Below are 25,177 nucleotides of genomic sequence, written 5' to 3'. Positions count from 1 at the left end.
TGCAGACAACCCACGCTGAGTCGGCGCAACTGCCCCACTTCAGGACACCGAGTCGGCGCAACTGCCCCACTCCACTGGCCGCTGCAACCCCGGCTGGGACAATTGCGCCGACTCGGCTCGGATTCATGGGGCAGACGCGCCGAGTCGACACCGGAATCTGAGACAGACGCGCCGAGTCGGCGATCGGGTCGCAGTCAGACACGTGCGGGGGCCGCGATGCGTACCTGGTTCTCTCGATCGGTCACCTTCACCCGTGGGCGGCCGATCTCCTTGCCGGAGTCACGCTCATGCGTATCGAGGTTGTTCCAGCCGGTCTGGTCGATGACGGTCACACCGCGTGCCGCCAGGACGTCGTCGAGAGGCTCGCCAGTCGGGTCGGCAAGCGAGCCCGCTGCGTGGTCGTCGAGCAGGGTGCGTACGGTCTCGGCGGCGCAGGCGCGGTTGGTGCCGATCACGCCGTTGGGACCGCGCTTGGCCCAGCCCGCGGTGTAGGTCGCTTCGGCTCCGACCACCCGGCCGGCCTCATGAGGGAAGCGGCCGGTGCCCACCTCGGCCGGAACACCGGCGACGCCCGCGGAGCGATAGCCGGTGGCACGGACGACGAGGCCGGCCTCGATCTCCTCACCGCTGTCGAAGCGCACTCCGGTGACGGTCTCGGTGCCGAGAATCTCGGTGGGAGTCAGGCCGAAGCGGAGCACGAGCCGCCTCGCGGCGTCCGTACGCGGTCGGGCGGCCAGGTCGCGGAGGAGCTCCGCCTTCTGCAGCGCCGCGAAGGTGTCCGCGTTGCGTTCGGTCGTCTCCTCCTCGGTCGGCAGGTCGGCCAGACCTGCCTCCTCGACCACGACGTCGAGGTCGGGGTCGTCGACCAGTGCCCGCAGCTCCGGGCTGGTGAAGGCGGCGTACTCCGCTCCGCGCCGGGCGGTGACGACGACCTCGCGGATGCCGCTGGCGGCCAGCGCCGCCAGCGCGGCGGGAGCCAGATCGGAGGCGCGCAGCGCGGCCTCGTCGGCGAGCAGCAGGCGGGCGAGGTCGAGGGCGACGTTGCCGTTGCCGATGACGACGGCGCGCTCGTGGGTCAGCGGGAAGGTGAGCGCCGCCCGGTCGGGATGCCCGTTGTACCAGCCGACGAGCTCGGCCGCCGAGGTCGAGCCCGGCAGGTCCTCCCCCGGTATGCCGAGGCTGCGGCCCTCGCCGGCGCCGGTCGTGTAGACGACCGCGTGATGAGCACCGAGGAGCTCCTCGTGGGTCACGTCGCGCCCGATCTCGACGTTGTAGCGGGTGCGCACCCGGCGGTGTCGCGCCGTCTTCGCGAAGCCGGAGGCGATCTCCTTGGTGTCGAGGTGGTCGGGCGCGACGCCGTAGCGGACCAGACCGTAGGGCGTCGCGAGCCGGTCGATGACGGTGATCTCGACGTCGCAGCGGCGGGTGGCGGCGAGCTCCTCGGCGACGTACCAACCGGCCGGGCCTGCCCCCACCACGGCCACCTTGAGCGGGCCGGTGCCGGCGATCTTGGGACCGGGCGGCGGCAACGGCGCCGGCGCGTCCTGCTCGCCGGTGAACTCGAAGAAGGCGGCATTGATGTCGACGTAGGGCGCGAACACGTCCGGGACCTCGTAGTCCGGGAAGATCGCGTTGACCGGGCAGGCGTCCTCGCAGGCACCGCAGTCGATGCACTCGTCGGGGTGGATGTAGAGCATCTCGGCGGCGCCGAACCCGGGCTCGTCCGGTCCGGGGTGGATGCAGTCGACCGGGCAGACCTCCACGCAGGAGGCGTCGTTGCAGCAGGACTGGGTGATGACGTACGTCATGAGCGCTGAGCCTTCCCCTGAGCCTTCTTCTGTGCCTCTCTCCGGGCCTTCCCGATGGTCTCTTCGACGACCGTGTTCATCCTGGCACCGTTCGGCCATCCCGCGTAGTGGCTCAGGAACACCACGATCTCGCGCAGCTCGTCCTCGGAGAGCTCGCCGTTGGCGTACGCCGCGGGGATCTGGATCCCGAGCACGTCCGCCGCGCCCTGGCCGGCGAGCAGGCCGATCAGCAGGAGCCGGCGGTCGCGCGTGGTCAGCCCCGGGCGCTGCCAGATGTCACCGAAGAGGTGGTCGGCGGTGTAGCGGAAGAAGTCACCGTCGCCGTCGGCCATGTCGAAGCCGTAGACCTCCTCCATCTTGCGCAGCCCCTTGGCGCGCTGCTCGGGGAGGTCGGCGAACTTGTCGGTGCCCTCATCCATGTGTTCTGTGCTCATGTCGCGTGTTCCTTGTTCAGTCCTTGGGGAGCCCGAGGCCGGGTGCCAACCGGTCGAGGGCCAGTCGGGCGAGGGGCACCTCGACGCCGAGCTCCTCGGCGAGCGCGATCGCGAAGCCGAGATCCTTCTCCCCCAGCGCGACCACGTGGCCGAAGACGCCGTACCAGAAATCGGTCTCCTCGATCGGCGCGGTGGTGTCGCGGTGCATGATCGCGCCCGGGCCGCCGGTGATCGCGTCGGTGTGGCGTACGACGTCGCCGAGCGCCACCAGGTCGAGGCCGGCCGCCTCGGCGAGGCGCTGCGCCTCGGTGGCGGCGGTGAAGGAGGCGAAGTGAAGCAGGTTGCGGGCCAGCTTGAACCGCGTCCCCGCGCCGATCGGACCTGAATGGACGACCTTTGAGCCCATCGCCGCCAGGACCGGGGAAGCAGCTGCGTACGCCTCCGGGGTGCCGCCCACCAGGATCGCGAGCGTGCCGTCGGCTGCGCCCATGGGACCACCGGAGACGGGTGCGTCGAGGACGTGTACGCCGTGGGGCTCGGCGGTCGCGGCCAGCTCCTTGGGGGTGTCCGGCGCGACCGTGGAGTGCACGATGACGGTCAGCTGGTTCTCGCCGGGACGGCGCCCGGCCGCGGCCAGCGCCTCGGTGAGCACCTCGCGGACCTGGTCGTCGTCGCGCACCATCACGCTCAGCACATCGACGGTCTCGGCGAGCTCGGCGACGGAGCCCGCCGCCTTCGCGCCCGCTGACTCGAGCTCGGCGACCGGCTCCGGAGCGACGTCGAAGACCCACAGCTCGATGCCGTCGGTCTTGGCGAGCTGGAGCGCCATCGGTTTGCCGATGTTGCCCAGCCCGACGAACCCGGCGCGTGTCATAGCCGGAACGTCCCGCCACCATCGACGGCGATGATCTGACCGCTGATCCACGCGGAGTCCTCGGAGAGGAGGAACTTCGCGGTCCCGACCATGTCCTCGGTGGTGCCGAGCCGCTTGATCGCCATCTGCTTGGTCATGTCCTTGGCCGCGTCACCGGCCTGGGTGCGGGTTGCCTCGGTGTCGGTCGGCCCCGGGGCGATCGCGTTGACCCGGATGTTCATCCCGCCGAGCTCGTGGGCGAGCTGCTGGGTCAGGCCGTTGATGCCGACCTTGGCCAGGCCGTAGAAGCCGGAGTAGAGGTAGGCAGCTGTCGAGGACTGGTTGACGATCGCCCCACCGCCCCGCTTCTGCATCACCGGGTAGACCGCACGGGTCATCACCAGGGCACCGTTGAGGTTCACGCTCATGAACTTCTCGTAGTAGTCCCAGTCGACGGTGATCAGCAGGTCGAAGGCCATGTCTCCGTAGATCGCGGCGTTGTTGATAAGCCCGTCGATCCCGCCGTACGCCTCGGTCGTCTCGGCCACCAGCGCGGCCGCCGACGCGTGGTCGGCGACGTCGCAGCGTACGAACCTGGCGACTCCGCCGGCCGCCTCGATCTCCTTGGCGACCTGCTGCCCCTTCTCCTCGTTCAGGTCGGCAACGACGACCGCGGCCCCGTCGGCAGCCAGCCCCTTGGCGTACGCCTCACCGATCCCCTGCGCCGCCCCGGTCACGACGATGACCTTGTCCTCAAACCTCATCCGTAACTCCTTCTCCCACGCCGAGTCGGCGCGTCTGTCCCAGCCTCCAGCGCCCACTCGGCGCCACTGCCCCGGATTCCCGCGCCCACTCGGCGCGTCTGTCCCAGAAACCGACGCCCACTCGGCGCGAATGTCTCAACCCCGGTCGGCGTGCCTGGCCCCATGAGACAGACGCGCCGACTCGACGCGCCTGGGCGGGGCAGACGCGCCGACTGGGCGGCTGTTGACGGGACAGATGCGCCGAGTGGGCTGGGGTTCATGGGACAGTTGCGCCGGGTCGGCATCATGCGGGCTCCGCGATCAGCTTGGTCTCGAGGTACTCCTCGAAGCCGGCCACGCCCATCTCCCGGCCGAGGCCGGACTGTTTGTAGCCGCCGAAGGGTGCGTCGGCGTTGAACCACTGGCCTCCGTTGACGCCGATCGTGCCGGTGCGGATCCGGGCCGCCACCGACTTCGCGCGCTCCAGCGAGCCGGACTCGACCGAGCCGGAGAGACCGTAGGGCGAGTCGTTGGCGATGCGTACGGCATCGTCGTCGCCGTCGTGCGGGATCACCGTCAGCACCGGTCCGAAGATCTCCTCGCGGGCGACGCGGGCGGTGTTGTCGAGGCCGGCGATCACGGTGGGCTGGACCCAGAAGCCGCCGGCGAGGTCGCCGTCCTGGACCGCCACATCTCCGCCGGTCGCGAAGGTGCCGCCTTCCTCCTCCGCGAGCGCCAGGTAGCCGAGGATTCGGGTGCGCTGGACCGCCGAGATGACCGGGCCGCAGATCGTGCCGGGGTCAGCGGGGTCGCCGGCACCGAGCGAGGACATCGTCGCGGCCGCGGACTCGACAGCTGCGTCGTAGGACGCGCGCGGCACGAGCAGGCGGGTGGTCAGGGCGCAACCCTGACCCGCGTGGACGGCCACCGAGAAGGCAGCCATCGAGGCGGCCGAGGCGACATCGGCGTCGTCGAGGACGATCGCTGCCGACTTGCCGCCGAGCTCGAGGAAGACCTTCTTCAAGGTGGGCGCAGCGGCGGCCATGATCCGCCGGCCGGTGTCGGTCGAGCCGGTGAAGGAGACCAGGTCGACGCGGGGGTCCTCGGCGAGAAGCGCGGCGACCTCGTTGTCGCGCGGCGTCACCACGTTGAAGACGCCTGCCGGGATGTCGGTGTGCTCGGCGACCAGGCGCCCGAGCTCGGCCGCCACCCATGGCGTGTCCGGCGCGGGCTTGAGCACCACGGTGTTGCCGGCGGCCAGCGCCGGACCGATCTTGGCCAGGTTGATCTGGTTCGGGAAGTTCCACGGCGTGATCGCCGCGACGACCCCGACCGCCTCCTTCCGCACCGTGCGCCTCGAGGAGATCCCCATGGTGACCCCGACACCGAGGTCCTGCTCCCACTCGTAGCGCTCGGCCAGGTCGATCGACCACTTCAGAGTGTCGATGGGAGCGTCGAGCTGGGGCCCGGCGACGAGGAAGGCGGGCGCGCCGACCTCGGCGGTGGTCAGCTCACGCAGGGCATCGACGTTGTCCAGCAGCGCCTGATGCAGCTGTCGAAGGCAACGGATGCGGAAGGCCACGTCGACCGACCAGTCGGTCTCGTCGAAGGCTCGGCGGGCAGCGGCGATCGCAGCGTCCATGTCCGCTGCCGTCGAGTCCGGCGCCCGACCGATCTCCGCTCCGGTGGCAGGGTTGAGGATGGCGTACGTCTCGCCGCTGCTCGCAGCACCGAGCTTGCCGTCGACGTACTGCTGAGCGGGTGGGTTGGTCGGCGTCCGGGTCATCGAGGGGCCTCCTGGGTGGTGTGGTCGCCGCGTTCGACCGGAGGCGGCCACACGGTCGAGGGAAGGTCTTTCAGGTGGTAGTGGCCGGGCACGCCGTGCCCGGTGACCGACATCCGCTCGAGCAGCTTCTCGGAGGCCTTGCCGTCCTTCAGGATCTTCATGAACGTCGCGGCGGTCGACGGCATGTCGAACCAGTCGCGCTGCCAGTCGATCTTGATCTGGCCCGCGTCGGCGCCCTCAGCGACCCGCTTGAGCCCGAACCACGACCCGCCGAGCCCGAGGATCTCGTACTCCTTGCCGGTCTCGTCGTCGGTGATCCCCGAACGCTGCTTCCAGAAGCCGATCACCATCGCCTTGGTCTCGTCGATGACGGTGCACACGTAGTCGTAGTGCCAGCCGTCGAAGCCGTCCATCTCGATCCCGATCGCCCAGTCGCGGATCTGGTCGCGGCCCACGGCCATGAAGTGCTCGTCGGGCGAGTACATCCAGCCGTACGTCGCGTCCTCGGCGTACCACTCGGCCATCGGCCGCCAGTCGCCGGTCTTCTCGACGTCCCGGTTGATCTGGAGCCAGGTCTCCCAGAACTCCTCGATCTCGGGGCGGGCGATGCCGGTGGTCGGGCTTGTCGAACCCATTCAGTCCTCCAGGGAGAGTGCGAAAGCAGGGCAGTACTTCACGGCCGCGCGAGCCGACGGCAGCTGCTCCTGCGACGGTTCGGGGACGCGTACGACGACGTGGTCACCGTCGGCGTCGAAGTCGAAGAGGTCCGGGGCCTCGGCGAGGCACTCCTGGTGCCCCTGGCACAGCCCGGGGTCGGCGGTCAACCTCATCGCGACCGCCGCCGGTAGCGGACCTTGCACGGCTGCTCGAGCTGGATCACCATCTTGGTGAAGTCGTCGGCGTACGACTCCAACGGCTGGGCTGCCTCGAAGGTGTAGTCGCGCAGGATCACCGAGAAGATCGCCTTCATCTGCATCATCGCGAACGCATTGCCGACGCAGCGGTGCTTGCCGGCGCCGAACGGGATCCAGGTCCAGCGGTTCTGCATGTCCTCCTGGCGTGGGTCGATGTAGCGGCTCGGGTCGAAGGACTCCGCCTTCGGGAAGTCGGCCTCGATCCGGTTGGAGACGCGCGGCGAGGCGGCGAGCAGGGTGCCGGCCGGGATGGTCTCGCCGAGCAGCTCGAAGTCCTCGCGCACCAGCCGCATCAGGATGATCAGCGGCGGGTGCAGCCGCAGCGTCTCCTTGAGCGTCGCCTCCAGCACCGGGATTGAGCGCAGCGCCTGGAAGCTCACCTCGCTGCCGTCGGCGTAGAGCTCGTCGAGCTCGGTGACGACATCGTCCATGACCTCCGGGTGCCGCAGCAGCTCGATCATCGCCCACGACGCGGTGCCCGAGGAGGTGTGGTGGCCGGCGAACATCATCGAGATGAAGACCCCGGTGATGGTGTCGGTGTCCATGTCGATCGAGATGAGTACGTCGAGGAGATCCCGTTCCTCGCGGGGAACGCTCCCCCCGTTCGCCTTGGCTCGCGCGACCCGCTTGTCGACGATCGCCTGGACCAGCGCGACGAGCCGCTCCCGGGCGGCGTCGCGCATCCGGAAGCTCTCGATGTCGGCGTACGGGTCGACGTACGCGATGGCGTCCGTGCCGTGCTCGAGCTCGTGGTAGTACTGGGCGAAGGACGAGTCGAGCTCCTCGCGGAACGGCTTGCCGACCAGGCAGGCCGAGGTGGTGTAGATGGTCAGCTCGGCGAAGAAGTCGAGCAGGTCGATCTCCCCCTCCTCGCCCCAGCCCGCGATCATCCGGCGGATCTCGGCCTCGATCGTCTGCGCGTGCCCGCGCATCATGTCGCCGCGCAGCGCCTGGTTCTTCAACATCTGCTGGCGCTCCTCCGGAGAGGCGTCGAAGACGACGCCCTTGCCGAAGATCGGCGTCATGAACGGGTACGCAGCGGCCTGGTCGAGCACGTCGTCGGGCGCCCGGAAGAACGCCTCGTTGGCTTCGGCCCCGGTGACCATCACGACGTCCTTGTCGGCGAGCCGGAACCGCCCGAGGTCGCCGCACTCCTCGCGGACGCGGGTGAACAGCGAGATCGGGTCGACCCGCATCTCCGGCAGATGTCCGGTGCCGCGGATGATCTCGGGAACGTTCGGGTCCTGGTCGTCCAGGACGGTGGAGACGGTGGGGATCGTCATCGTGGCTCCTGCACGGGGGCTTCGGGGTTGACGTCGATGGTGCTGATGTGGACTCCGCGCTTCGCGGTGACGACGGTCGTGATCGCGTCGGCCAGCGCCTGGGCCTTGAGGAAGTGCGGGTGGCGCGCGAGGCCCCACCTGACCCACTGCTCCAGCACGAACCCGCCGAGCTCGGCGGGCCACTCGTTGCCGATGTCGGAGTGGGTGGGGCCGGGTCGCACGATGGAGGCCCTGACGCCCGTGCCCTCGAGCTCCATCTGGAGCGCGTTGACCATGCCTTCGAGGCCCCACTTGGAGGCTGCGTACGCTCCCATGAACGGTCGCGGCTTGAGCGCCACGTCGGAGGAGAGGAAGACCAGGTCGCCGCGCTGCCGCTCGATCATCCCGGGCCCGAAGGCGCGCAGGATGCGGTGGGCACCGAGCAGGTTGATGTCGACCTGGCCGGCGAAGGTCTCGGTGGCGACGTCGACGGTGGCGCCGGGGTGGGTGACCCCGGCATTGCTGACGACGACCTCGATGTCCCCGAGATCGGCGACCGCCTTCGCAGCGAACTCGGCGACCGAGTCGTCGGAGGTCACGTCGAGCGGGTGCGCGACCGCCTCTCCGCCGTCGGCGCGGATCGCCGCGGCGACCTCCTCGATCCGATCGAGTCTCCTGGCGCCGAGCGCGACCGGGAGACCGGCCGCGGCCAGCGCCTTCGCGGTCTCGGCGCCGATCCCGGAGGAGGCGCCGGTGATCACCGCCGGGCGGCGGTCGGGCTGCGCGTACTTGCTCATGCGACCTCCTGGGATGTTGACCGAGGTAACTCGGCGAATGCGCACTGACCTCGCGGAGTTCCACAAAGGAGGCGACTACCGACCGAGTTACCTCGGTGGACATCCCGTGCGCTGACCGAGGTAACTCGGTCAGCATCCACCCCGCTCACCGCGCCCTCCGGGTGAACGTGACGGGCAGCTCGGCGAAGCCGCGCACGTTCGTCGAGTGGACGCGGACCGCGCGTTCGCTGTGGACCTCGAGCCCGGACGTACGCCGCACCAGCTCCTCCAGCACCACGCGGGCCTCGAGCCGGGCGAGGTTGGCGCCGAGGCAGAAGTGGCGGCCGACGCCGAAGCTCATGCTCTTCGCGAGCTCGTCCGGCGAGCGGTGGATGTCGAAGACGGTGGGGGCTGTGAACACTCGCTCGTCTCGGTTGGCCGAGCCGATCAGAACGAGCAGCTTCGACCCGGCGGGAACGACCTGGCCGTGCAGCTCGACGTCCTCGGCGACGTACCGGGCGAGCATCTGGGTCGAGGTGTCGTGGCGCAGCGTCTCCTCGACCCAGGCGCCGACGAGGTCGGGCCCGGTGAACACGTCCTCGGCCTGGGCGGGGTTCGCACCGAGGTGGAGGAGCGCGTTGCCGAGCAGCTTGGTGGTGGTCTCGTTGCCGGCCACGACCAACAGGATCAGGAACGCGATGATCTCGCCGTCATGGAGCCGGTCGCCGTCGATCTCGGCCCGCACGAGGGCCGAGGTGAGGTCGTCGCCCGGTCGCTTGCGGCGCTCGGCCACCATCGTCACGTAGTAGCTGATCAGCTCCAGGGCCGCGGCCATCCCGGCCTCGGGAACGTCACGGACGCCGTCCTCCCGGTGGACCATCAGGTCGGCCAGCCTCCGCACCTCGTCGCGGTCGGCCTCGGCCACCCCGATCATCTGTGAGATGACGTCCATCGGGAGCTTGCCCGCGAGCTCGGCGATCCAGTCGACCTCGCCGTGGTCCTCGTTGGCGACGAGCAGCCGGTCGAGATAGTGATCGGCCAGCGCCTGCACGCCGGGTACGAGGTCACGCACCCGACGCGGGGTGAAACCCGCCGAGACGAGCTTGCGCAGCCGGGTCTGCTCCTTGCCGTCGAGCGCCAGGAACGACATCACCCGATGGGCGTCCTGGTTCCAGGCGCTCGCGTCGAGCGAGACGCCCATCCGGTTCGAGAACACGGTGTCGTTCTTCAGGGCAGCGTGCACGTCGGCGTGGCGCGAGAGCGCCCAGAAGTCGTCGGAGACGTTGTGGTAGAGCGGTGCCTCGTCCCGCAGCCGGGCGTAGACGGGGTATGGGTCCTCGTGGAAGTCGTAGTCATAAGGGTCGAAGATCTCGGTGGTGGTGCTCGTCATCTCACTCATCTCGACAGGCTCGATACATCACTCAGGCGACGATCACGGCGACGACCGGGGCCAGCCGGTCGACCATCTCGTCGAAGGTCATCAGTCTCATTCCCGCCTGCAGCAGCGCCCCGAAGAACGCGAGCAGCAGGGCTTCGTGGACGGCGTCCTCGCAGCCCTCCCCGAGCGCCGCGTCGAACCGCGCGGCGAACTCCGCACCGATCCGCAGCCGCAGCCTGGCCACGTCGTCGTCGCTACCCAGCAGCGCTGGGCTCATCGCGGCCGCGAGCTCGGGCTCCTCGGCGATCCGGGTGGTCAGGCTGCGTACGGCCGCCTGCACCCGCTCGACCCGCGACCCCATCGCCGCGACCGCCGGCGCCTCGGCGAGGTGGCGCCAGAAGAGCTCGGCGAAGAGGTGGTTCTTGGAGGCGAGGTAGGTGTAGGCGGTCGCCGAGGAGACCCCGGCCCGCACGGCGACCGAGCGGATCGTCAATGCCTCGTGGCCGACCTCGCGCAGCTCCGCCAGACCCGCAGCGAAGAGTCGCTCGACCGTCTCGGTCTGGCGGATGGTGGTTGAACTGGACACGTGTCCAGATTAGAACACGTTCTCGTTTTGGGCAAGGGTTGGCCCGGATGGATTCTGGGTACCGCACCGCCATGCCGAGAACAGATGTGCTGGGCGAGGAGTTCCAGCGACAACGCGAGGTACTCAAGCGGGTCGGCGCGACACTGAAGGCCGCCGAGATCCCGTTCGCACTGGCCGGTGGGTACGCGGTGTGGACCCGAGGCGGCCCCGAGAGCACCCACGACGTGGACTTCGTCCTGCCTCAGGACTGTGCCGAGAAAGCCGTCCAGGTGCTGCTCGCGAACGGGCTGGACGCGGTCGCCGCTCCTGAGGACTGGCTGGTCAAGGTCGGGCGCGACACCGTGGTCGTCGACCTGATCCACCGGCTTCCGACCGGGCCGGTCGACGAAGACCTGCTCTCGCGATGCGACGACCTGCCGGTCGACTCGGTGACCATGCCCGTCATGTCCGCGACGGACCTGATCATCTCGCGCATGCTCGCTCTCAGCGAGCATGCCTGCGACCTGTCGCCGATCCTCGGCTGTGCCCGCGCCCTGCGCGAGCAGATCGACTGGAGGCTGGTGCGACAGGAGGCGAAGCGGAGTCCCTTCGCGCAGACCGCGCTCTGTCTCCTGGACGCGCTCGCCATCATGGAAGGAAGCAGCAAGGGAGGCGATGATGCCTGACCCGATTCGGGTGGCAGCAGTGGGTGACGTACACCTGGCCGACGATCTGCGTGGCCGCTACGCGCCGCTGATCACCAACATCTCGGAGGAGGCCGACGCGCTGCTGGTCGCCGGCGACCTCACCCAGCACGGGACGGTCGAGGAGGCCGAGGTGTTCGCCGACGAGTTCGGTGCAGCCGACGTACCGGTCCTTGCCGTGCTCGGCAACCACGACTACCACTCCGGGGCTGAACGCGACATCGTCCGGCTGCTCGAGGACCGCGGAGTGGCTGTCCTCGAGGGCACCTCGACCACCATCGACACGGACGCCGGCCGTCTCGGCGTCGCCGGCATCAAGGGCTTCTGCCTCGGCTTCTCCGGCCGCTGCGCTGCCGACTTCGGCGAACCCGAGATGAAGGCCTTCACCGGGCACGGCATCGAGACTGCCGCCCGGCTGCGTCAGGCCCTCGATGCCCTCGAAGCCGAGGAGCCGGACGTCACCGTCGCGCTGTCGCACTTCTCTCCCGTCGACGACACCTTGGTCGGCGAGCCGAAGGAGATCTGGCCTTTCCTCGGCAACTACCGGCTCGGCGAGGCGATCGACGAGACGGGGGTGGATCTGGCGGTCCACGGCCACGCCCATGCCGGCCGCGAGAAGGGTCTCACGCCGGCCGGCGTCCCCGTACGAAACGTCGCCCAGCCCGTGATCCAGGCAGCGTTCCGGGTCTACGACGTCGTCCCCAGGAGGTCGGCATGAACGAGCAGCAGACGCGAGATCTCGAGCGCGCGATCGCGACCGATCCGCGCACCCACGAGCTGGGCATCCGGCTCCAGGTGCGCGGCGACCACCTCGTCGTCTCCGGCGAGGTGGCCTCGGAGGCGCGTCGCGCCATGGTGCTCGAGGTCATCAGGGACCACGACCCCGGGCTCGACATCGTCGACTACATCGTGCTCAGTGCCGAGCCCGGACCGGGTGAACCACAGCACGAGCAGATAGACCCACCACGGAGGTGAGCCCGTTCAGGCTCCCGGCGGAAGACTGGTGAAGTCGGGTTCCCGTCCCTCGGCGAAGGCGACGAGCGCCTCGATGTTGGCCGGCCCGCCGAGCAGCTCGGCGAACTTCGCGTTCTCGAGCGCCCGGGCGGCCTCGATGCCGGGGCGCAGCGACGCGGTCATCGTCTCCTTGACCGCGACGAGGCTGCTGATGGGGCGCGCGGCGAGCGTCGCGGCATGGGCCCGCGCGACAGGGAGCAGCTCCTCCGGCGAGGTGACGCGCCAGACGAGCCCCATCCCGTGGGCCTCCTCGGCGCTGAACCACTCCCCCGACATCAGCATCCAGGCAGCGTTCTGACGTCCGATCAGCCGCGGGAACAGGAAGCTGGACGCCGCCTCCGGCGCCACCCCGAGCGTCGTGAACGGCGTCTTGAATCTCGCGTCCGTCGAGGCGAGGACGAGGTCAGCGAAACCGAGGAGCGTCACCCCGATACCGAGGCCCAGGCCGTTGACGGCGACCACCAGCGGCTTGGAGAACTCCGCCAGGGAGTCGACCAGCCCGATGAACCCGTGCGCGGCACTCTCGTCACCGCCCGAGGCCGTCTGCTTCATCTCGAGGAGATCGGTGCCCGCAGAGAACGCACGCCCGGTCCCGGTCAGCAGCACGACGGCCACCTCCGGGTCCGCGTCCGCCTCACGCAACGCTTCGGCGAGGGCGACGTAGAGCGCCTGGCTGAAGGCGTTGAGCTGGTCGGGACGGTTGAGGGTCAGCGTACGGACGCCGTCGCGGTCCTCGCTCAGGAGCAGGTCTGACATGTGGGTGTCTCCTATCGGCCCAGGATCAGGTCGGCAGCGCGCTCGCCGATCATGATCGAGGGGGCGTTGGTGTTGCCTCCGGTGATCGAGGGCATGACGCTCGCGTCGGCGACCCGCAGACCGTCGATGCCCTTGACCCGCAACGACGGATCGACCACCGCACGCTCGTCCGACCCCATCCGGCAGGTGCCGACGCCGTGGTAGACGCTGTGCACGATGTTGGGCAGCAGCTCGCGGGTCGCCTCATCGGTGGCGTACGACGGTCCGGGCGAGATCTCGCCCTGGTTGTCGCCGAGGCCCACCATCATCTCGCGCACCTTCGCGATCCCGTCCAAGAGCACCTCGGTGTCCTTGCCTGAGGTGAGATAGCCGGGGTCGAGCAACGGGTGCGCGAGCGGGTCGGCGCTGGCCAGACGTACGGTGCCGCGACTCTCGGGGTAGATCAGGGTCGGCAGGATGCACAGGCCCGGCTTGCTCGTGGGCGGCCGGATCGCCTTGTCGCCGTCCTGGTTCGGGAACGGGTAGACCCAGTAGAGGACGTGCAGCTGCAGGTCGGGGACCTGACCGGCCAGGGCGCTGCGTACGAAGCCGAAGGCCTCGAACTGCGACCCTGCCGCCCAGCCCTTGCGGGTGAGTCGCGACTTGGCGAAGCCGGCGGCGAAGTAGGCGGGAGTGGGCCGCCGCAGCGCCGAGTCCATCCGGAAGGAGACCGGCACGAAGAGGTGGTCGTGGAAGTTGTCACCGACCGGAAGGTCGGCGTGGACGTGGATTCCGTGGTCGCGGAGATGATCGGAATGACCTATTCCGGAGAGCATCAGCAGGTGCGGGGAACCGTAGACGCCTGCCGAGACGATGACCTCGCGGGTCGCCCGGATGGTCTGCTTGTCGCCGTCGGCGCCGACGACCTCGACGCCGGTGGCGCGCGAGCCCTCGATCCGTACGCGGGTGACCTGGGCCTTGGTCAGGATCAGCAGGTTGTCCAGCGGCTGCTCGCGCAGGTAGGCCTTCGAGGCCGAGTAGCGACGCCCCTCGGAGGCGCTGAGCTGGACGACGCCGACGCCCTCCTGCTCCTTGCCGTTGTAGTCGTCGAGGGCGCCGACACCGAGCCGCTTGGGCGCCTCGTCGAGCCAGGACTGCGTCGCCGGGGTGAGGTCCTTCTGGTAACGCACCTTGACCGGTCCGCCCTCGCCGCGGAACTCGTCGCCGCCGCCCTCGAAGTCCTCCATCCGCTTGAACGCAGGCAGCACGTCGTCGTAGGACCATCCGGTCGCGCCGTCGGCCGCCCAGTCGTCGAAGTTCTGGCGGTTGCCGCGCACCCAGAGCATCCCGTTGATCGAGGACGAGCCGCCCAGCACCTTGCCGCGGGTCATCGGGATCACCCGGTCGAGGGCGGCGCTCTGCGGGACCGACTTGTAGCCCCAGTCCACCAGCTTCTTCAGCTGTGGCGTGGAGAGCATCGCGGCGACCGCGCCGGGGAGCTCGAGCAGGTTCTTGATCCCGAAGGCGGTGTCCTTGCCGCCGGCCTCGATCACGATGACGCTGGCACCGCTCTCGGCCAGCCTGCGGGCGGTGGCGCAGCCCGCGCTCCCGGCTCCCACGACGATGTAGTCGGCTTCCATGTTCACTTCTCTCTCCCGGTGATCCCTTCCGCAAAGACTAGAACACGTTCTACTGTTGTGTCATGCGCCACGGCATCGTCCTGTTCACCTCGGACCGCGGCATCGCGCCCGCCGAGCTCGCCTCCGCCGCCGAGGAGCGCGGTTTCGACACGTTCTACGTGCCCGAGCACACCCACATCCCGGTACGCCGCGACGCCCTGCACCCCACCGGCGGCACCGAGCTCCCCGACGACCGCTACCTGCGTACGCTCGACCCCTGGGTCACGCTCGGGACCTGCGCCGCGGTGACCTCGCGGATCGGGTTGTCGACCGCGGTCGCGCTTCCGGTCGAGTCCGACCCGATCACGCTCGCCAAGACGATCGCGACCCTCGACCATCTCTCCGGCGGCCGGGTCTCGCTGGGAGTCGGGTTCGGCTGGAACACCGACGAGCTCGCCGACCACGGCATCCCGGGAGACCGCAAGCGCACCGCACTCAAGGAGTATCTCGAGGCGATGCGGGCGCTGTGGACCCAGGAGGAAGCGGCCTACGACGGCGAGTTCGTCTCCTTCGGCCCCTCCTGGGCATACCCGAAGCCCCCACAGGGCCGGATCCCGACGATCGTCGGCGCCGGCGGCGGCCCCAAGACCCTGCGCTGGATCGCCCGCAACGCCGAGGGCTGGATGACGACCCCGACCGAGGCCGGGATCGGGGACAAGATGAAGACGCTCCAGGACGAGTGGGAGTCGGCCGGGCGCGAGGGCAAGCCCGAGGTCCGCGTGCTCGTCGCGAAGCGGCCCACACCCGAGGACCTCGCCGAGTGGTCCGTCGCCGACGAGCTGATCTGGGGCGTACCCGACACCGAGCCCGCCGGCGTGCTCACCCATCTCGACAAGCTCGCCACCCGCCTCAGCCTGACCTGACCCGCCGAGACGTCACCCCGGTCGCCCGAGACGTCACTTGCGTCGGCCGAAGCGTCACGCGCGTCGGCCGAGACGTCACCCCGTGCCAACTCGGCCGACGTAAGTGACGCCTCGGCCTTGCCTCGGCCCTGTCGTCGCGCGCCTCGTGCAGAACACCACGCGAAATAGAACACGTTCTACTATGATCGGTCCATGAGTGACACCAGCGAGATCGAGCAGCTCAAGTACCGCTACGTACGCCTCCTCGACACCAAGCAGTGGAACGAGTTCGCCACCTGCTTCAGCGACGACGCCACAGCCGACTACGCCGGGCTCTCCTTCGGCTCACCCGGCGAGCTGGTCGACTACATGCGCACCAACCTGCCCGCCGAGATCATCACGATGCACCATCTCCACCATCCCGAGATCACGATCGACGGCGAGGCGGCCACCGGCCGCTGGTACCTCCACGACAAGGTCTTCGCACCCGCCTTCGAGTTCGCCCTCGAAGGCGCCGCCTTCTACGAGGACCGCTACGTCCGTACGCCCCAGGGCTGGCGCATCGCCCACACCGGATATCAGCGCACCTGGGAGCTCACCACCAGCCTGAAGGACCAGCCCCACGCCAGGTTCAGCGGACCCGGCGAACCTTCCACGCACGCCTGACCCGGCCGGTAGGTTCGGACACATGCGGATCGTGTTCGGAGCCGACGACGAGAACGAGACCACCCGAGCCGTGCTCGCCGAACTGCACGGGCGCGGGGACGTCGAGATCCTGACCGACGACTCCTGGCCCGACCTCGGCGCCGGCATCGGCCGAGCGGTCGTCGAGGGCCGGGCCGACGTCGGCGTGGTGATGTGCTGGACCGGCACCGGCACGGCGATCGCCGCCAACAAGATCCCCGGCGTACGCGCCGCCCTCGCCTGGGACCCTTGGATCGCCCGCGGTGCCCGGCTCTGGAACGACGCGAACGTGCTCGCGATGAGCCTCAAGCGCCTCGCGCCCGACGTCGCCGTCGAGGTGACCCGTGCATTCCTCGACGAGCCGACCCCCGACCCCGACGAGGCCGACGCCATCCGCCGCCTCACCGAGCTCCCTGACCAAAACTAGCGTCGCCGAGTCGGCCCGTCCTGACCGATTGCGACGCCGAGTCGGCCCGTTATGACGAGCCGACCCGACACGGAGTCTGGTCAGGATGAGCCGACTCGACACGGATCCTCGTCAGAATGAGCCGACTCGACACGGATCCTCGTCAGAATGAGCCGACTCGACACGGACCCTCGTCAGGATGAGCCGACTCGACGCGGACTCTCGCCAGGATGAGCCGACTCGGCGGGAGTCAGCCCAGCTCGCGGTAGTTGCTGCGGAAGAAGAGCAGCGGCTCGGTGGCGGCGCCTTCTTCGAGGTCCAGGACGCGGCCGACGACGAGGTAGTGGTCGCCCTCCTCGTGGACCGAGTGGACGGCGCAGTCGAGGTAGCCGACCGCACCGGACAGGTGCGGGTCGCCATGATGGGCCGAGGGTGTCCAGGAGATGTCGGCGTACTTGTCGACGGCGCGCGAGGCGAACTGGTTCGACACCGTCTCCTGTCCGGCGGCGAGGATGTTGACCGAGAAGTGTCCCGCGCGGCGGATCCGCGCCCAGGCGCGCGAGGACTTGGTCGGCGCGAACAGGATCAGCGGCGGCCGCAAGGACACCGACGAGAACGACTGACAGGTCATCCCGACCGGGCCTTCCGCGGTCTGCGCCGTGATCACGGTGACCCCGGAGGCGAACCGGCCCAGCACCGTACGGAACCGGGCGTCCGCCTCGGCGTCGGCAGGGGTCTCCGGCGGAGACGGTGGCGCCTCGAAGTCGAAGCGACCGTGAAAGGACTCGATCAGCTCCGGGTGCGGCCAGCTCTCAGCGGCATCGGGAGACATTCCATCCGGCACCTCTATACGCATACCCGATCACTGGCCTACGCCGAAGTCGTGACCCCAGTACGAGACGGCGGTGGACTCCCGAGCGACCCACTTCTGGTCGTCGACCTGGAGCCCCTCGGTGCCGAACTCGATGTCGAAACCACCCGGCGACTTCACGTAGAAGGAGACCATCTCGTCGTTCATGTGGCGTCCGAGCGTCGCCGACAGCTTCGCGCCATGCTTCTTCACCCGCTCCAGCGCCCGGCCGACGTCGTCGAGCTTGTCGACCTCGAGCATGATGTGGACGCACTTGGAGTCGTTGGGGAACGGCAGGAACGCCAGCGAGTGGTGGCGCGGGTTGATCCCGAGGAAGCGCAGCCAGATCTTCGTGCCGGGCTCCCTGCCGGCGAACTCGCCCGGCATGCTCATCGAGTCGCGCAGCCGGAACCCGAGCGTGTCGCGGTAGAACTCCAGCGCCTCGACGTCGTCGGTGACCGGGATCACCACGTGACCCATCCCCTGCTCGCCGGTCACGAAGGTGTGGCCGTAGGGCGAGACGGCGGGGCGGCGCTCGTAGGTGATGCCGTGGAAGAGCTCGAAGACGTTGTCGAAGGGGTCGCGGAAGCGCAGCATCTCCTGCACCCGGCGCTCGGCGAGCTCCTCGTGGGTGCCCTCCTCGACCTCGACGCCGGACTTCTCCAGGTGCTCGCGAGCCTGAGCCAGCGCGGTGTGGTCGGCGACCTCCCAGCCGACGCAGCTGAGCTGGTCCTTCTCACCGGGCTCGATCACGAGCCGGGCGGAGACCTCGTCGATGCGGTAGTAGAGATTTTCGGGGTTCGGGCCCTTGGCCTCGATCAGCCCGAGGACCTTGCCGGCGAACGTACGCCACGCCTCCAGGTCGGTGCTGGTGACGCGTACGTAGCCCATCGACTTCAGGTCGATCGTCATGACTTCTCCTCAGGAGTACGTTCGCGGTGCCGCCTCAAGAAGGCGACCGCGAGCTCGCGGAACTCGTCGGCGGCCTCGATCTGTGCCCAGTGCCCACAGCGCGGAAAGACATGCAGCTGCGCCTTCGGGATCAGCTTCAGCGCGGGGAACGCACCGTCGAGCGGGTTGACCCGGTCCTCGCGTCCCCAGGTGAGCAGGGTGTGGTGCTTGAGCTGGTGTGCCTCGCGCCAGAGCATGCCGTCCTCGGCGGTCTCGGGGTTGTAGAACGACCACCCCATCGACGCCATCGCCTCGCGCGCGCCGGGCGCCGTCGCGTCGGCGAACCGCTCCTCGACCAGCTCGTCGGTGACCAGCTTCTGGTTGACGACCATGGTCGAGATGAACGCCCTGAGCGACTCACGGGTGGGATCGCCGGAAAAGTCCATCAGACGCTGTACGCCCTCGGTCGGGTCCGCATGGAAGAGGTTGAGCGAGAGCCCTCCCGGCCCCATCAGCACCAGCCGACCGACCCGGTCCGGGTGAGTCAGCGCGATCCGCATCGCGGTCCCGCCGCCGAGCGAGTTGCCGAGCAGGTGCACCTTCTCCAGGCCGAGCTCGTCGAGGAGCGCGATCACCGCGTCGCCGGCGAAGCGGTAGTAGTTGCCCACCACCGGCGGCTTGTCGGACGCACCGAACCCCGGCTGGTCGACCAGGATCGTGCGGAAGTCGGCCGCGAAGCCCTCCAGCGCGGAGCCGAAGTTGGACCACGACGAGGCCCCGGGGCCGCCGCCGTGCAGCATGACGAGGGGCAGCCGGTCATCGACAGGTGAACCGAGATCGTAGTAGCGCAGCGAGATCTCCCCTGCCGCCTCGGTCTTGATGCGTACGTCGTGCGCGACGTCATCCTTGGACACCGTCATCAGTACATCCCCGGGTCGACCTTGTGACCGAACTCGGAGGCGCCGTACATCTGCAGCGCCCGCTCCGGGTCGTTGGCGGCGTGGACACGACCGGCGTGGGCGTCGCGCCAGGCACGCTGGAGCGGAGTGCCGTTGGCCAGCGCCCGGCCACCAGAGGCCTCGAAGAGCAGGTCGATCGCGTCGATCGCGCGCTGGGTGCCGAGGACCTGGTCCCGGCGGATCCGCAGCCGCTGGGTGATCGGGATCTTCTCCCCGCGGGCGACGTGGGCCTGCTGCTCACGGATGTTGCCCATCAGCAGCGCCCAGGCGGCGTCGATGTCCGAGGAGGCGGTAGCGACCCGAACCGCAGCGAAGGGGTCCAAGGACGCCTTCTCACCGAAGGAGGCTCGAACCCGGTTCTGCTGCATGGTGACGTGCTCGTCGTAGGCGCCGCGGGCCATGCCGATGATCGGCGTGGTGATCGTGGTCGTGAACAGCGAGTGGAACTGCAGCTTGTAGAGGTCGCCGGTGTTCACCGCCTGGCCCGGACCCTTGCACCGCCCGGTCTCGGCCATCGAGAGGGTGAAGGTCTCCGGGATGAAGACGTCCTCGACCACGATGTCGTTCGAACCGGTCCCGGCCAGACCGACGACGTTCCAGACGTCGACGATCTCGTAGCGATCACGCGGCACCAGGAACGTACGGAAGTCGACGACCTGGCCCTCGTCGTTGAAGACCAGTCCACCCAGGAGGACCCAGGTGGCGTGCGCGCAGCCGGAGGAGAACGACCAGCGTCCGGAGAGGTTGAAGCCGCCCTCGGTGAGCGAGGCCTTGCCCATCGGCGCATAGGAGGAGGAGACCCGGGTGTCGGGGTCCTCGCCCCACACGGCCTGCTGGGCCTCGTCGTCGAAGAGCGCGATCTGCCAGGGGTGCACGCCCAGGACGCTGGAGACCCAGCCGGTCGAGCCGCACGCCGAGGCGATGTCGCGCACACAGGTGTAGAAGTCGACCGGGTCCGCCTCGAGACCGCCGAACCGGACGGGCTGGAGCAGCTTGAAGAAGCCGACCTCCTCCAGCTCCTTCACGCTCGACTCGGGCACCACCCGGAGACGCTCGGTCTCCTCGGCTCGCTCCCTGATCGTGGGCAGCAGGTCCTGCACCCCGTCCCTGACGGTCTGTGCGTCCTTGTGGGGGCGCTGTGTCGGTTCGCTCACCGCTCTGCCTTCCTGCATGGTGTCCCAGATGTCGTCGGGCGGCGCGGTTCGTGCGCTGCCGATGGATCAATACTAGAACACGTTTCAGTTTTGTCGAGTCCTTGGGCGTGTTTCACTCGCTGTCATCTATGGTAGAACGTGTTTCAGTTCTGGGACAGGCGACGTTGAGGGAGCACCATGGAACAGTTGACCGAGGCAGCCGACGGGGAGGAGACCTACGACGTCGTCGTCGTGGGCGCCGGGGGCGCCGGGATGACCGCAGCACTGGCGGCCGCCCGTCGTCACGGGCTCGAGACCGTCGTCATCGAGAAGAGCGCGTATTTCGGCGGATCCACCTCTCGCTCCGGCGGCGGGGTCTGGATCCCGCGCAACCACGCCCTCGAGGCGGCCCACCAGAAGGACTCCCCCGAAGCCGCCAGTCTCTACCTCGAGTCGATCGTCGGAGACGTGGTCCCGGCCGAGCGCCGCGAGACGTTCCTCGGCCGAGGACCTGAAGTGCTCTCGTTCGTGTGCGAGAAGACGCCGGTGCGGTTCAGCTGGGTCCCCGACTACGCCGACTATCACCCCGAGGCCCCCGGCGGCCGCGGCGCCGGCCGATCCGTCGAGCCGGTCCCTCTGGACGCTCGGGTGATCGGCGACGAGCTCGAGCGACTGCATCCGCCCTACACGAAGTCACCGGCCAACATGGTCGTCACCCAGGCCGACTTCCGGAAGATCAGCCTCGGGATGCGTACGATCCGAGGCCCGATCACGATGGTCAAGATCGCGGTCGCGCGGATCCTCGCCGGCCTGCGCGGCAAGAAGATGTACGCCATGGGTGCGGCGCTCGCGATCGGCCTTCGCAAGGGGCTCATGGACGCCGGCGTCCCGATCCGGTACGAGACGGAGCTGGTCGGTCTGGTCACCGAGGACGGCCGGGTCGTCGGCGTCGAGGTGCGCCGCGGCGACTCCGGTCCGACCACGGTGATCCGGGCACGGCGCGGCGTGATCCTCGGCTCTGGCGGGTTCGAGCGCAACCTGGAGATGCGGGAGAAGTATCTGCCCGCGCCGACCTCGGTCGAATGGACCACCGGCGCCTTCTCCAACACCGGCGGCGGCATCCTGGCCGGGATCGCGGCCGGCGCGGACACCGACCTCATGGACGAGTCCTGGTGGGGGCCGACGATCCCGTTCCCGGGACGGCCGTGGTTCGCGCTCGCCGAGCGCAACCTGCCCGGCTCGATCATCGTCAACGGCGCCGGCAAGCGGTTCATGAACGAGGCGCTCCCCTACGTCGAGGCCGTCCACGAGATCTACAAGGGCCAAGAGACCGGCGTCTCGCACGTCCCCGCGTGGCTGGTCTTCGACCAGCGCTACCGCAGCCGCTACATCTTCGCCGGCCTCGGGCCGGGCCAGCCGTTCCCGGGCCGCTGGCTCAAGAGCGGAGTCGTCGTGAAGGCCGCCACGGTCGAGGCGCTGGCCGAGAAGATCGATGTGCCCGTCGACGGCCTGCGCGAGACCCTGGCCCGCTTCAACGGCTTCGCGGAGTCCGGCGTCGACGAGGACTTCCACCGCGGCGAGTCGACCTACGACAAGTACTACTCCGACCCCACGATCAAGCCGAACTGCTCGCTCAACGCCATCGACCAGGCGCCGTTCTACGCGGTCAAGATGGCCCCCGGCGACCTCGGCACCAAGGGCGGGCTGGTCACCGACAAGCGTGCCCGCGTCCTGCGGCCCGACGGCTCCGCGATCGAAGGCCTCTACGCCGCCGGCAACGTCTCCTCCGCCGTCATGGGCCGCACCTACGCCGGTCCGGGCGCCACCATCGGACCCGCCCTGGTCTTCGGCTATCTGGCCGCCGAGGACTGCGCCGTCTCGCTCACCAACACCTCGACCCCAGAGGAGCGCAACTGATGCCCATCGACCCCACCAAGGCCATCGGCGCCTCCCTGCCGTCCCGCACGTTCTCCTGGACCTCCTCCGACGTGCTGCTCTACCACCTCGGCATCGGCGCCGGCTCGCGTCCCGGTGACGCGACAGACCCGGCCGCGCTGCGCTACACGCTGGACTCCGAGGCGCTGACCGTGCTGCCGTCCTTCGGCGTGGTGGCCCCGACCTTCCACGTCACCGAACCGCCCGCGCTCGACCTGCCCGGCTGCGACATCGACCTGGCCTCGGTGCTCCACGGCTCCCAGGAGATCCGCGTCGACGGGCCGATCCCCACCTCAGGCGAAGCCGTCGTCTCGACCCGGATCGCCGAGGTCTGGGACAAGGGCAAGGCCGCGGTCATCGTCCAGGAGGGCGTTGCCACCACCGCGGCGGGCGATCCGCTGTGGACCGTACGCTCCTCGATCTTCGTACGCGGCGAGGGCGGCTTCGGGGGTGAGCGCGGCCCGTCCACCTCGCTGCCGGTTCCCGACCGTGCGCCGGATGCTGTCGCTGCGTATGACGTCACCGAGCAGCAGGCGTTGCTCTACCGGTTGTGCGGCGACCGCAACCCGTTGCACGCCGACCCTGCTTTCGCCGCGAAGGCGGGCTTCCCGAAGCCGATCCTGCACGGGCTGTGCTCCTACGGGATCGTGCTCCGCGAGGCGACCGCGCTGCTCCTGGACGGGGACGCGACCCGGGTCGCCGGGTTCGGTGCCCGGTTCGCCGGGATCGTCTTCCCCGGCGAGACGATCTCGATCGAGGCCTGGGACGAGGAGCCGAAGATCCTGGTCCGGGCGGCGATCTCGTCACCGGATCCGGCCCGCCACGGCGCGCCCGTGCTCGCCGACTGCTACCTGGAGACGACCGAACGAAGCGGGGAGGCGAGATGAGCCGCGCGGGGTGTAACTCGATGTGTAACACGCTGTTCGTCGAACTAATCGCCCTATTAGAACGACCGGATAGTGCTACGAACGACGTGTTACACGCGCGGCGCGGGCCACACGGGAGGACGGCATGAGCGGAACAACACTTCCCGACGTACTCTCCCCTGCCGACGTCAAGGAGCGCTTCGGCGGCTGGTCGGAAGAGACCGACGTGATCGTGGTCGGCTTCGGCGTGGCGGGCGGGGCCGCGGCGCTGGAGGCGGCCCGGTCCGGAGCCCGCACGATCCTCCTGGAGCGGGCCGCGGAGCCCGGTGGCACCTCGGCGATGGCCGGCGGCCACTTCTATCTCGGCGGCGGCACCGCGGTGCAGAAGGCGACCGGGATCGAGGACTCGGCCGAGGAGATGTTCAACTACATCCGCGCGGTCTCCAAGGAGCCGGAGGACGACAAGATCCGGGCCTACTGCGACGACTCGGTCGAGCACTTCGACTGGCTCGAGGCACTCGGGTTCGAGTTCGAGCGCACCTTCTGGCCCGGCAAGGCCGTCATCCAGCCCGGCACCGAGGGCCTGATGTACACCGGCAACGAGAAGGTCCATCCCTTCCGCGACCTCGCCGTCCCGGCGCCGCGCGGCCACAAGGTGCCGGTCCCGGGTGACACCGGTGGCGCCAAGCTGGTCGTCGACCGGATGGCCGACCGGCTGGCCGAGACGTCAGCAGAGATCCGCTACGAGACCGGTGCCACCAACCTGGTGATCGAGGACGGCCGGGTCGTCGGCCTGGCCTGGCGCCGGTTCGAGGAGCGTGGCGCGATCCGGGCCAAGGCGGTGATCCTGGCCGCCGGCGGCTTCGTCGGCAACGCCGACATGGTCGCCGAGCACACGCCTCGGCTAGGCGAGAAGCTCTTCCCGCTGGCCTCCACCTACGACGACGGCCTCGGGCTGCGCTTGGGCGCCTCAGCAGGCGGCCGCTGGCGGTTCATGGACGAGCCGTTCCAGACCGCGCCGTTCTATCCGCCCTCGATCCTGCTGACCGGGATCATCGTCAACAAGCACGGCAAGCGGTTCGTGGCCGAGGACTCCTACCACGCGCGTACGGCCGCCTTTGTCATGGAGCAGCCGGAATCGGCCGCGTTCCTGATCGTCGACTCGGCGCACATCGAGCACCCGAAGATGCCGCTGTGCCCGTTCATCGACGGCTGGGAGACGGTCGAGGAGATGGCGGCCGGCCTGGGCGTACCCTTCGAGGCCCTGAACGCCACCCTGACCTCCTACAACACCCACGCCGCCGACGGCGAGGACCCGGAGCTCCACAAGGCGGCGGAGTGGACCGAGCCGCAGGACACCGGCCCGTGGGGCGCCTACGACCTATCGCTGGGCAAGGCGATGTACGCCGGGTTCACGATGGGCGGGCTGGCCACCACCGTCGAAGGCGAGGTACGCCGCGATGACGGCTCCGCGATCGCGGGCCTCTACGCCGCCGGCGCCTGCGCGGCCAACCTCGCCCAGGACGCCAAGGGCTACGCCTCCGGTCTGCAGCTCGGCGACGGATCGTACTTCGGACGACGGGCCGGTCGGCATGCCGCCGGGATCCGGTGACGGGGCTCACAGCCACGGCCGTCTCGTCGATCCCTGGTCGACCGGGCCGCTGGCGGCCCGCTAGGGTTTGCCACGTTCACCGAAGAAGCAGTTGCCATATCACATATCCCTTCAGACGTGAATGGCTTCGGCAAAATTTGGGACCTTGGACCCTACGCGCGTCATGACCCTGACTGGTTGTGTATACGCGACGCCACGGGCAATCGCCGCCGTCCGAATCGGCTCTCCCGATGCGTCCGCAGGACACGATCCCCACCGTCGCCTGTCGCCGAACTAGCCGAAAGGAATCCCCATGTTCGACTTCCGGAGCCCGGCCGGCCTCATGGTCATCGCCGCCCTGGTCGTCAT

The 25,177-nt window shown here is 69.2% G+C and carries 26 protein-coding genes; 9 read left to right on the top strand and 17 right to left on the bottom strand.

All coding sequences use genetic code 11. The features are described 5' to 3' along the window. Positions 1–194: 194 nt before the first annotated feature. The 11 genes from IEY84_RS22240 to IEY84_RS22190 form a co-directional block, all read right to left on the bottom strand. A complete protein-coding gene (locus tag IEY84_RS22240; RefSeq protein WP_183549130.1) occupies positions 195–1,808 on the bottom strand; it encodes an FAD-dependent oxidoreductase in 1,614 nt (537 codons plus the stop codon). After that, a complete protein-coding gene (locus IEY84_RS22235) occupies positions 1,805–2,242 on the bottom strand; it encodes a carboxymuconolactone decarboxylase family protein (protein ID WP_183549131.1) in 438 nt (145 codons plus the stop codon). Before IEY84_RS22235 ends, IEY84_RS22240 begins: the two co-directional genes overlap by 4 nt. Positions 2,243–2,258: 16 nt before the next feature. Further along, positions 2,259–3,116: an NAD(P)-dependent oxidoreductase gene (locus IEY84_RS22230; protein WP_183549132.1), complete on the bottom strand. Its 858-nt coding sequence runs from the start codon at positions 3,114–3,116 to the stop codon at positions 2,259–2,261. Next, on the bottom strand, positions 3,113–3,859 hold the full coding sequence (locus IEY84_RS22225; RefSeq protein WP_183549133.1) for an SDR family oxidoreductase: 747 nt from the start codon (positions 3,857–3,859) through the stop codon (positions 3,113–3,115). The genes IEY84_RS22230 and IEY84_RS22225 overlap by 4 nt, the downstream gene beginning before the upstream one ends. 283 nt (positions 3,860–4,142) lie before the next feature. Then, the gene (locus IEY84_RS22220) at positions 4,143–5,624 is read right to left on the bottom strand and encodes an aldehyde dehydrogenase (RefSeq protein WP_183549134.1); all 1,482 of its coding nucleotides are present in this window, start codon (positions 5,622–5,624) and stop codon (positions 4,143–4,145) included. Further along, the gene (locus IEY84_RS22215) at positions 5,621–6,259 is read right to left on the bottom strand and encodes a nuclear transport factor 2-like protein (protein ID WP_183549136.1); all 639 of its coding nucleotides are present in this window, start codon (positions 6,257–6,259) and stop codon (positions 5,621–5,623) included. The genes IEY84_RS22220 and IEY84_RS22215 overlap by 4 nt, the downstream gene beginning before the upstream one ends. Continuing rightward, the gene (locus IEY84_RS22210; RefSeq protein WP_183549137.1) at positions 6,260–6,454 is read right to left on the bottom strand and encodes a ferredoxin; all 195 of its coding nucleotides are present in this window, start codon (positions 6,452–6,454) and stop codon (positions 6,260–6,262) included. Continuing rightward, on the bottom strand, positions 6,451–7,821 hold the full coding sequence (locus tag IEY84_RS22205) for a cytochrome P450 (RefSeq protein WP_229788923.1): 1,371 nt from the start codon (positions 7,819–7,821) through the stop codon (positions 6,451–6,453). The genes IEY84_RS22210 and IEY84_RS22205 overlap by 4 nt, the downstream gene beginning before the upstream one ends. Beyond that, entirely contained in the window at positions 7,818–8,597 is a 780-nt protein-coding gene (locus tag IEY84_RS22200; RefSeq protein WP_183549138.1) for an SDR family oxidoreductase, read from the bottom strand. Before IEY84_RS22200 ends, IEY84_RS22205 begins: the two co-directional genes overlap by 4 nt. Before the next feature lie 145 nt (positions 8,598–8,742). After that, positions 8,743–9,975 carry a cytochrome P450 gene (locus IEY84_RS22195; RefSeq protein WP_221209141.1) on the bottom strand — a complete coding sequence of 411 codons (1,233 nt, stop codon included), beginning with the start codon at positions 9,973–9,975 and terminating at the stop codon, positions 8,743–8,745. 22 nt (positions 9,976–9,997) lie between these two features. After that, a complete protein-coding gene (locus IEY84_RS22190; protein ID WP_183549139.1) occupies positions 9,998–10,540 on the bottom strand; it encodes a TetR/AcrR family transcriptional regulator in 543 nt (180 codons plus the stop codon). Positions 10,541–10,611: 71 nt separating this feature from the next. On the opposite strand from IEY84_RS22190, the gene IEY84_RS22185 reads away from it, so the two are divergent. The 3 genes from IEY84_RS22185 to IEY84_RS22175 are packed head-to-tail and all read left to right on the top strand — an operon-like array spanning position 10,612 to position 12,198. Next, positions 10,612–11,205: a nucleotidyltransferase family protein gene (locus IEY84_RS22185; protein ID WP_183549140.1), complete on the top strand. Its 594-nt coding sequence runs from the start codon at positions 10,612–10,614 to the stop codon at positions 11,203–11,205. Beyond that, complete coding sequence (locus IEY84_RS22180; protein WP_183549141.1) at positions 11,198–11,941, top strand: metallophosphoesterase family protein; 744 nt, start codon at positions 11,198–11,200, stop codon at positions 11,939–11,941. Before IEY84_RS22185 ends, IEY84_RS22180 begins: the two co-directional genes overlap by 8 nt. Further along, a complete protein-coding gene (locus IEY84_RS22175; RefSeq protein WP_183549142.1) occupies positions 11,938–12,198 on the top strand; it encodes a BON domain-containing protein in 261 nt (86 codons plus the stop codon). The genes IEY84_RS22180 and IEY84_RS22175 overlap by 4 nt, the downstream gene beginning before the upstream one ends. Before the next feature lie 6 nt (positions 12,199–12,204). Here the strand turns inward: IEY84_RS22175 and IEY84_RS22170 are convergent, their stop codons facing one another. Together IEY84_RS22170 and IEY84_RS22165 are read right to left on the bottom strand one after the other, a co-directional pair. After that, positions 12,205–12,993, bottom strand: coding sequence for an enoyl-CoA hydratase-related protein (locus IEY84_RS22170; RefSeq protein ID WP_183549144.1), 789 nt, complete (start codon positions 12,991–12,993; stop codon positions 12,205–12,207). An 11-nt stretch (positions 12,994–13,004) separates the two neighbouring features. Next, the gene (locus IEY84_RS22165; RefSeq protein WP_183549146.1) at positions 13,005–14,612 is read right to left on the bottom strand and encodes a GMC family oxidoreductase; all 1,608 of its coding nucleotides are present in this window, start codon (positions 14,610–14,612) and stop codon (positions 13,005–13,007) included. Positions 14,613–14,674: 62 nt separating this feature from the next. Between IEY84_RS22165 and IEY84_RS22160 the strand changes: the two genes are divergently transcribed. The 3 genes from IEY84_RS22160 to IEY84_RS22150 all read left to right on the top strand — a co-directional run bounded on the left by IEY84_RS22160 (position 14,675) and on the right by IEY84_RS22150 (position 16,604). Beyond that, positions 14,675–15,514, top strand: a complete 840-nt coding sequence (locus IEY84_RS22160; RefSeq protein ID WP_183549148.1) for an LLM class F420-dependent oxidoreductase — start codon at positions 14,675–14,677, stop codon at positions 15,512–15,514. 192 nt (positions 15,515–15,706) lie between these two features. After that, on the top strand, positions 15,707–16,159 hold the full coding sequence (locus IEY84_RS22155; RefSeq protein ID WP_183549150.1) for a nuclear transport factor 2 family protein: 453 nt from the start codon (positions 15,707–15,709) through the stop codon (positions 16,157–16,159). 22 nt (positions 16,160–16,181) lie between these two features. Further along, positions 16,182–16,604, top strand: coding sequence for an RpiB/LacA/LacB family sugar-phosphate isomerase (locus tag IEY84_RS22150; RefSeq protein WP_183549152.1), 423 nt, complete (start codon positions 16,182–16,184; stop codon positions 16,602–16,604). A gap of 229 nt (positions 16,605–16,833) precedes the next feature. Here IEY84_RS22150 and IEY84_RS22145 read toward each other — a convergent pair whose 3' ends face one another. From IEY84_RS22145 to hsaA, 4 genes are read right to left on the bottom strand one after another with little or no spacing between them, the layout of a single operon-like run. Next, the gene (locus IEY84_RS22145; RefSeq protein WP_183549154.1) at positions 16,834–17,415 is read right to left on the bottom strand and encodes a flavin reductase family protein; all 582 of its coding nucleotides are present in this window, start codon (positions 17,413–17,415) and stop codon (positions 16,834–16,836) included. Between the two features lie 30 nt (positions 17,416–17,445). After that, on the bottom strand, positions 17,446–18,345 hold the full coding sequence (gene hsaC / locus IEY84_RS22140; RefSeq protein ID WP_221209142.1) for an iron-dependent extradiol dioxygenase HsaC: 900 nt from the start codon (positions 18,343–18,345) through the stop codon (positions 17,446–17,448). Then, positions 18,342–19,244, bottom strand: coding sequence for a 4,5:9,10-diseco-3-hydroxy-5,9,17-trioxoandrosta-1(10),2-diene-4-oate hydrolase (gene hsaD, locus IEY84_RS22135; RefSeq protein ID WP_183549156.1), 903 nt, complete (start codon positions 19,242–19,244; stop codon positions 18,342–18,344). The genes hsaC and hsaD overlap by 4 nt, the downstream gene beginning before the upstream one ends. Further along, positions 19,244–20,437, bottom strand: coding sequence for a 3-hydroxy-9,10-secoandrosta-1,3,5(10)-triene-9,17-dione monooxygenase oxygenase subunit (gene hsaA, locus IEY84_RS22130; protein WP_308424461.1), 1,194 nt, complete (start codon positions 20,435–20,437; stop codon positions 19,244–19,246). The genes hsaD and hsaA overlap by 1 nt, the downstream gene beginning before the upstream one ends. Before the next feature lie 177 nt (positions 20,438–20,614). Here hsaA and kstD point away from each other — a divergent pair, with 177 nt between their 5' ends. From kstD to IEY84_RS22115, 3 genes are all read left to right on the top strand, one after another. Continuing rightward, positions 20,615–22,333 (top strand): 3-oxosteroid 1-dehydrogenase, encoded by a 1,719-nt coding sequence (kstD, locus tag IEY84_RS22125; RefSeq protein WP_183549160.1) that lies wholly within the window; start codon positions 20,615–20,617, stop codon positions 22,331–22,333. Continuing rightward, positions 22,333–23,238, top strand: coding sequence for an enoyl-CoA hydratase ChsH3 (gene chsH3 / locus IEY84_RS22120; RefSeq protein ID WP_183549162.1), 906 nt, complete (start codon positions 22,333–22,335; stop codon positions 23,236–23,238). The genes kstD and chsH3 overlap by 1 nt, the downstream gene beginning before the upstream one ends. A 124-nt stretch (positions 23,239–23,362) precedes the next feature. Beyond that, positions 23,363–24,829: an FAD-binding protein gene (locus tag IEY84_RS22115; protein WP_183549164.1), complete on the top strand. Its 1,467-nt coding sequence runs from the start codon at positions 23,363–23,365 to the stop codon at positions 24,827–24,829. Positions 24,830–25,177: the final 348 nt, after the last annotated feature.

Source organism: Nocardioides albus (assembly GCF_014648255.1).
GTDB classification, from domain to species: Bacteria; Actinomycetota; Actinomycetes; order Propionibacteriales; family Nocardioidaceae; genus Nocardioides; species Nocardioides albus.
This window is presented reverse-complemented; position numbering and strand designations above follow the sequence as displayed.

Bases quoted from the DNA above. Each gene is read 5' to 3' on its own strand.
- IEY84_RS22160 (WP_183549148.1), top strand. From the start codon at position 14,675: ATGCGCCACGGCATCGTCCTGTTCACCTCGGACCGCGGCATCGCGCCC.
- IEY84_RS22145 (WP_183549154.1), bottom strand. From the start codon at position 17,415: ATGTCTCCCGATGCCGCTGAGAGCTGGCCGCACCCGGAGCTGATCGAG.
- kstD (WP_183549160.1), top strand. From the start codon at position 20,615: ATGGAACAGTTGACCGAGGCAGCCGACGGGGAGGAGACCTACGACGTC.
- IEY84_RS22155 (WP_183549150.1), top strand. From the start codon at position 15,707: ATGAGTGACACCAGCGAGATCGAGCAGCTCAAGTACCGCTACGTACGC.
- hsaC (WP_221209142.1), bottom strand. From the start codon at position 18,345: ATGACGATCGACCTGAAGTCGATGGGCTACGTACGCGTCACCAGCACC.
- IEY84_RS22240 (WP_183549130.1), bottom strand. From the start codon at position 1,808: ATGACGTACGTCATCACCCAGTCCTGCTGCAACGACGCCTCCTGCGTG.
- IEY84_RS22215 (WP_183549136.1), bottom strand. From the start codon at position 6,259: ATGGGTTCGACAAGCCCGACCACCGGCATCGCCCGCCCCGAGATCGAG.
- IEY84_RS22225 (WP_183549133.1), bottom strand. From the start codon at position 3,859: ATGAGGTTTGAGGACAAGGTCATCGTCGTGACCGGGGCGGCGCAGGGG.
- IEY84_RS22210 (WP_183549137.1), bottom strand. From the start codon at position 6,454: ATGAGGTTGACCGCCGACCCCGGGCTGTGCCAGGGGCACCAGGAGTGC.
- hsaD (WP_183549156.1), bottom strand. From the start codon at position 19,244: ATGACGGTGTCCAAGGATGACGTCGCGCACGACGTACGCATCAAGACC.
- IEY84_RS22185 (WP_183549140.1), top strand. From the start codon at position 10,612: ATGCCGAGAACAGATGTGCTGGGCGAGGAGTTCCAGCGACAACGCGAG.
- IEY84_RS22175 (WP_183549142.1), top strand. From the start codon at position 11,938: ATGAACGAGCAGCAGACGCGAGATCTCGAGCGCGCGATCGCGACCGAT.
- IEY84_RS22170 (WP_183549144.1), bottom strand. From the start codon at position 12,993: ATGTCAGACCTGCTCCTGAGCGAGGACCGCGACGGCGTCCGTACGCTG.
- IEY84_RS22195 (WP_221209141.1), bottom strand. From the start codon at position 9,975: ATGAGTGAGATGACGAGCACCACCACCGAGATCTTCGACCCTTATGAC.
- IEY84_RS22235 (WP_183549131.1), bottom strand. From the start codon at position 2,242: ATGAGCACAGAACACATGGATGAGGGCACCGACAAGTTCGCCGACCTC.
- chsH3 (WP_183549162.1), top strand. From the start codon at position 22,333: ATGCCCATCGACCCCACCAAGGCCATCGGCGCCTCCCTGCCGTCCCGC.
- IEY84_RS22180 (WP_183549141.1), top strand. From the start codon at position 11,198: ATGCCTGACCCGATTCGGGTGGCAGCAGTGGGTGACGTACACCTGGCC.
- IEY84_RS22205 (WP_229788923.1), bottom strand. From the start codon at position 7,821: ATGACGATCCCCACCGTCTCCACCGTCCTGGACGACCAGGACCCGAAC.
- IEY84_RS22230 (WP_183549132.1), bottom strand. From the start codon at position 3,116: ATGACACGCGCCGGGTTCGTCGGGCTGGGCAACATCGGCAAACCGATG.
- IEY84_RS22115 (WP_183549164.1), top strand. From the start codon at position 23,363: ATGAGCGGAACAACACTTCCCGACGTACTCTCCCCTGCCGACGTCAAG.
- IEY84_RS22150 (WP_183549152.1), top strand. From the start codon at position 16,182: ATGCGGATCGTGTTCGGAGCCGACGACGAGAACGAGACCACCCGAGCC.
- IEY84_RS22165 (WP_183549146.1), bottom strand. From the start codon at position 14,612: ATGGAAGCCGACTACATCGTCGTGGGAGCCGGGAGCGCGGGCTGCGCC.
- IEY84_RS22200 (WP_183549138.1), bottom strand. From the start codon at position 8,597: ATGAGCAAGTACGCGCAGCCCGACCGCCGCCCGGCGGTGATCACCGGC.
- IEY84_RS22220 (WP_183549134.1), bottom strand. From the start codon at position 5,624: ATGACCCGGACGCCGACCAACCCACCCGCTCAGCAGTACGTCGACGGC.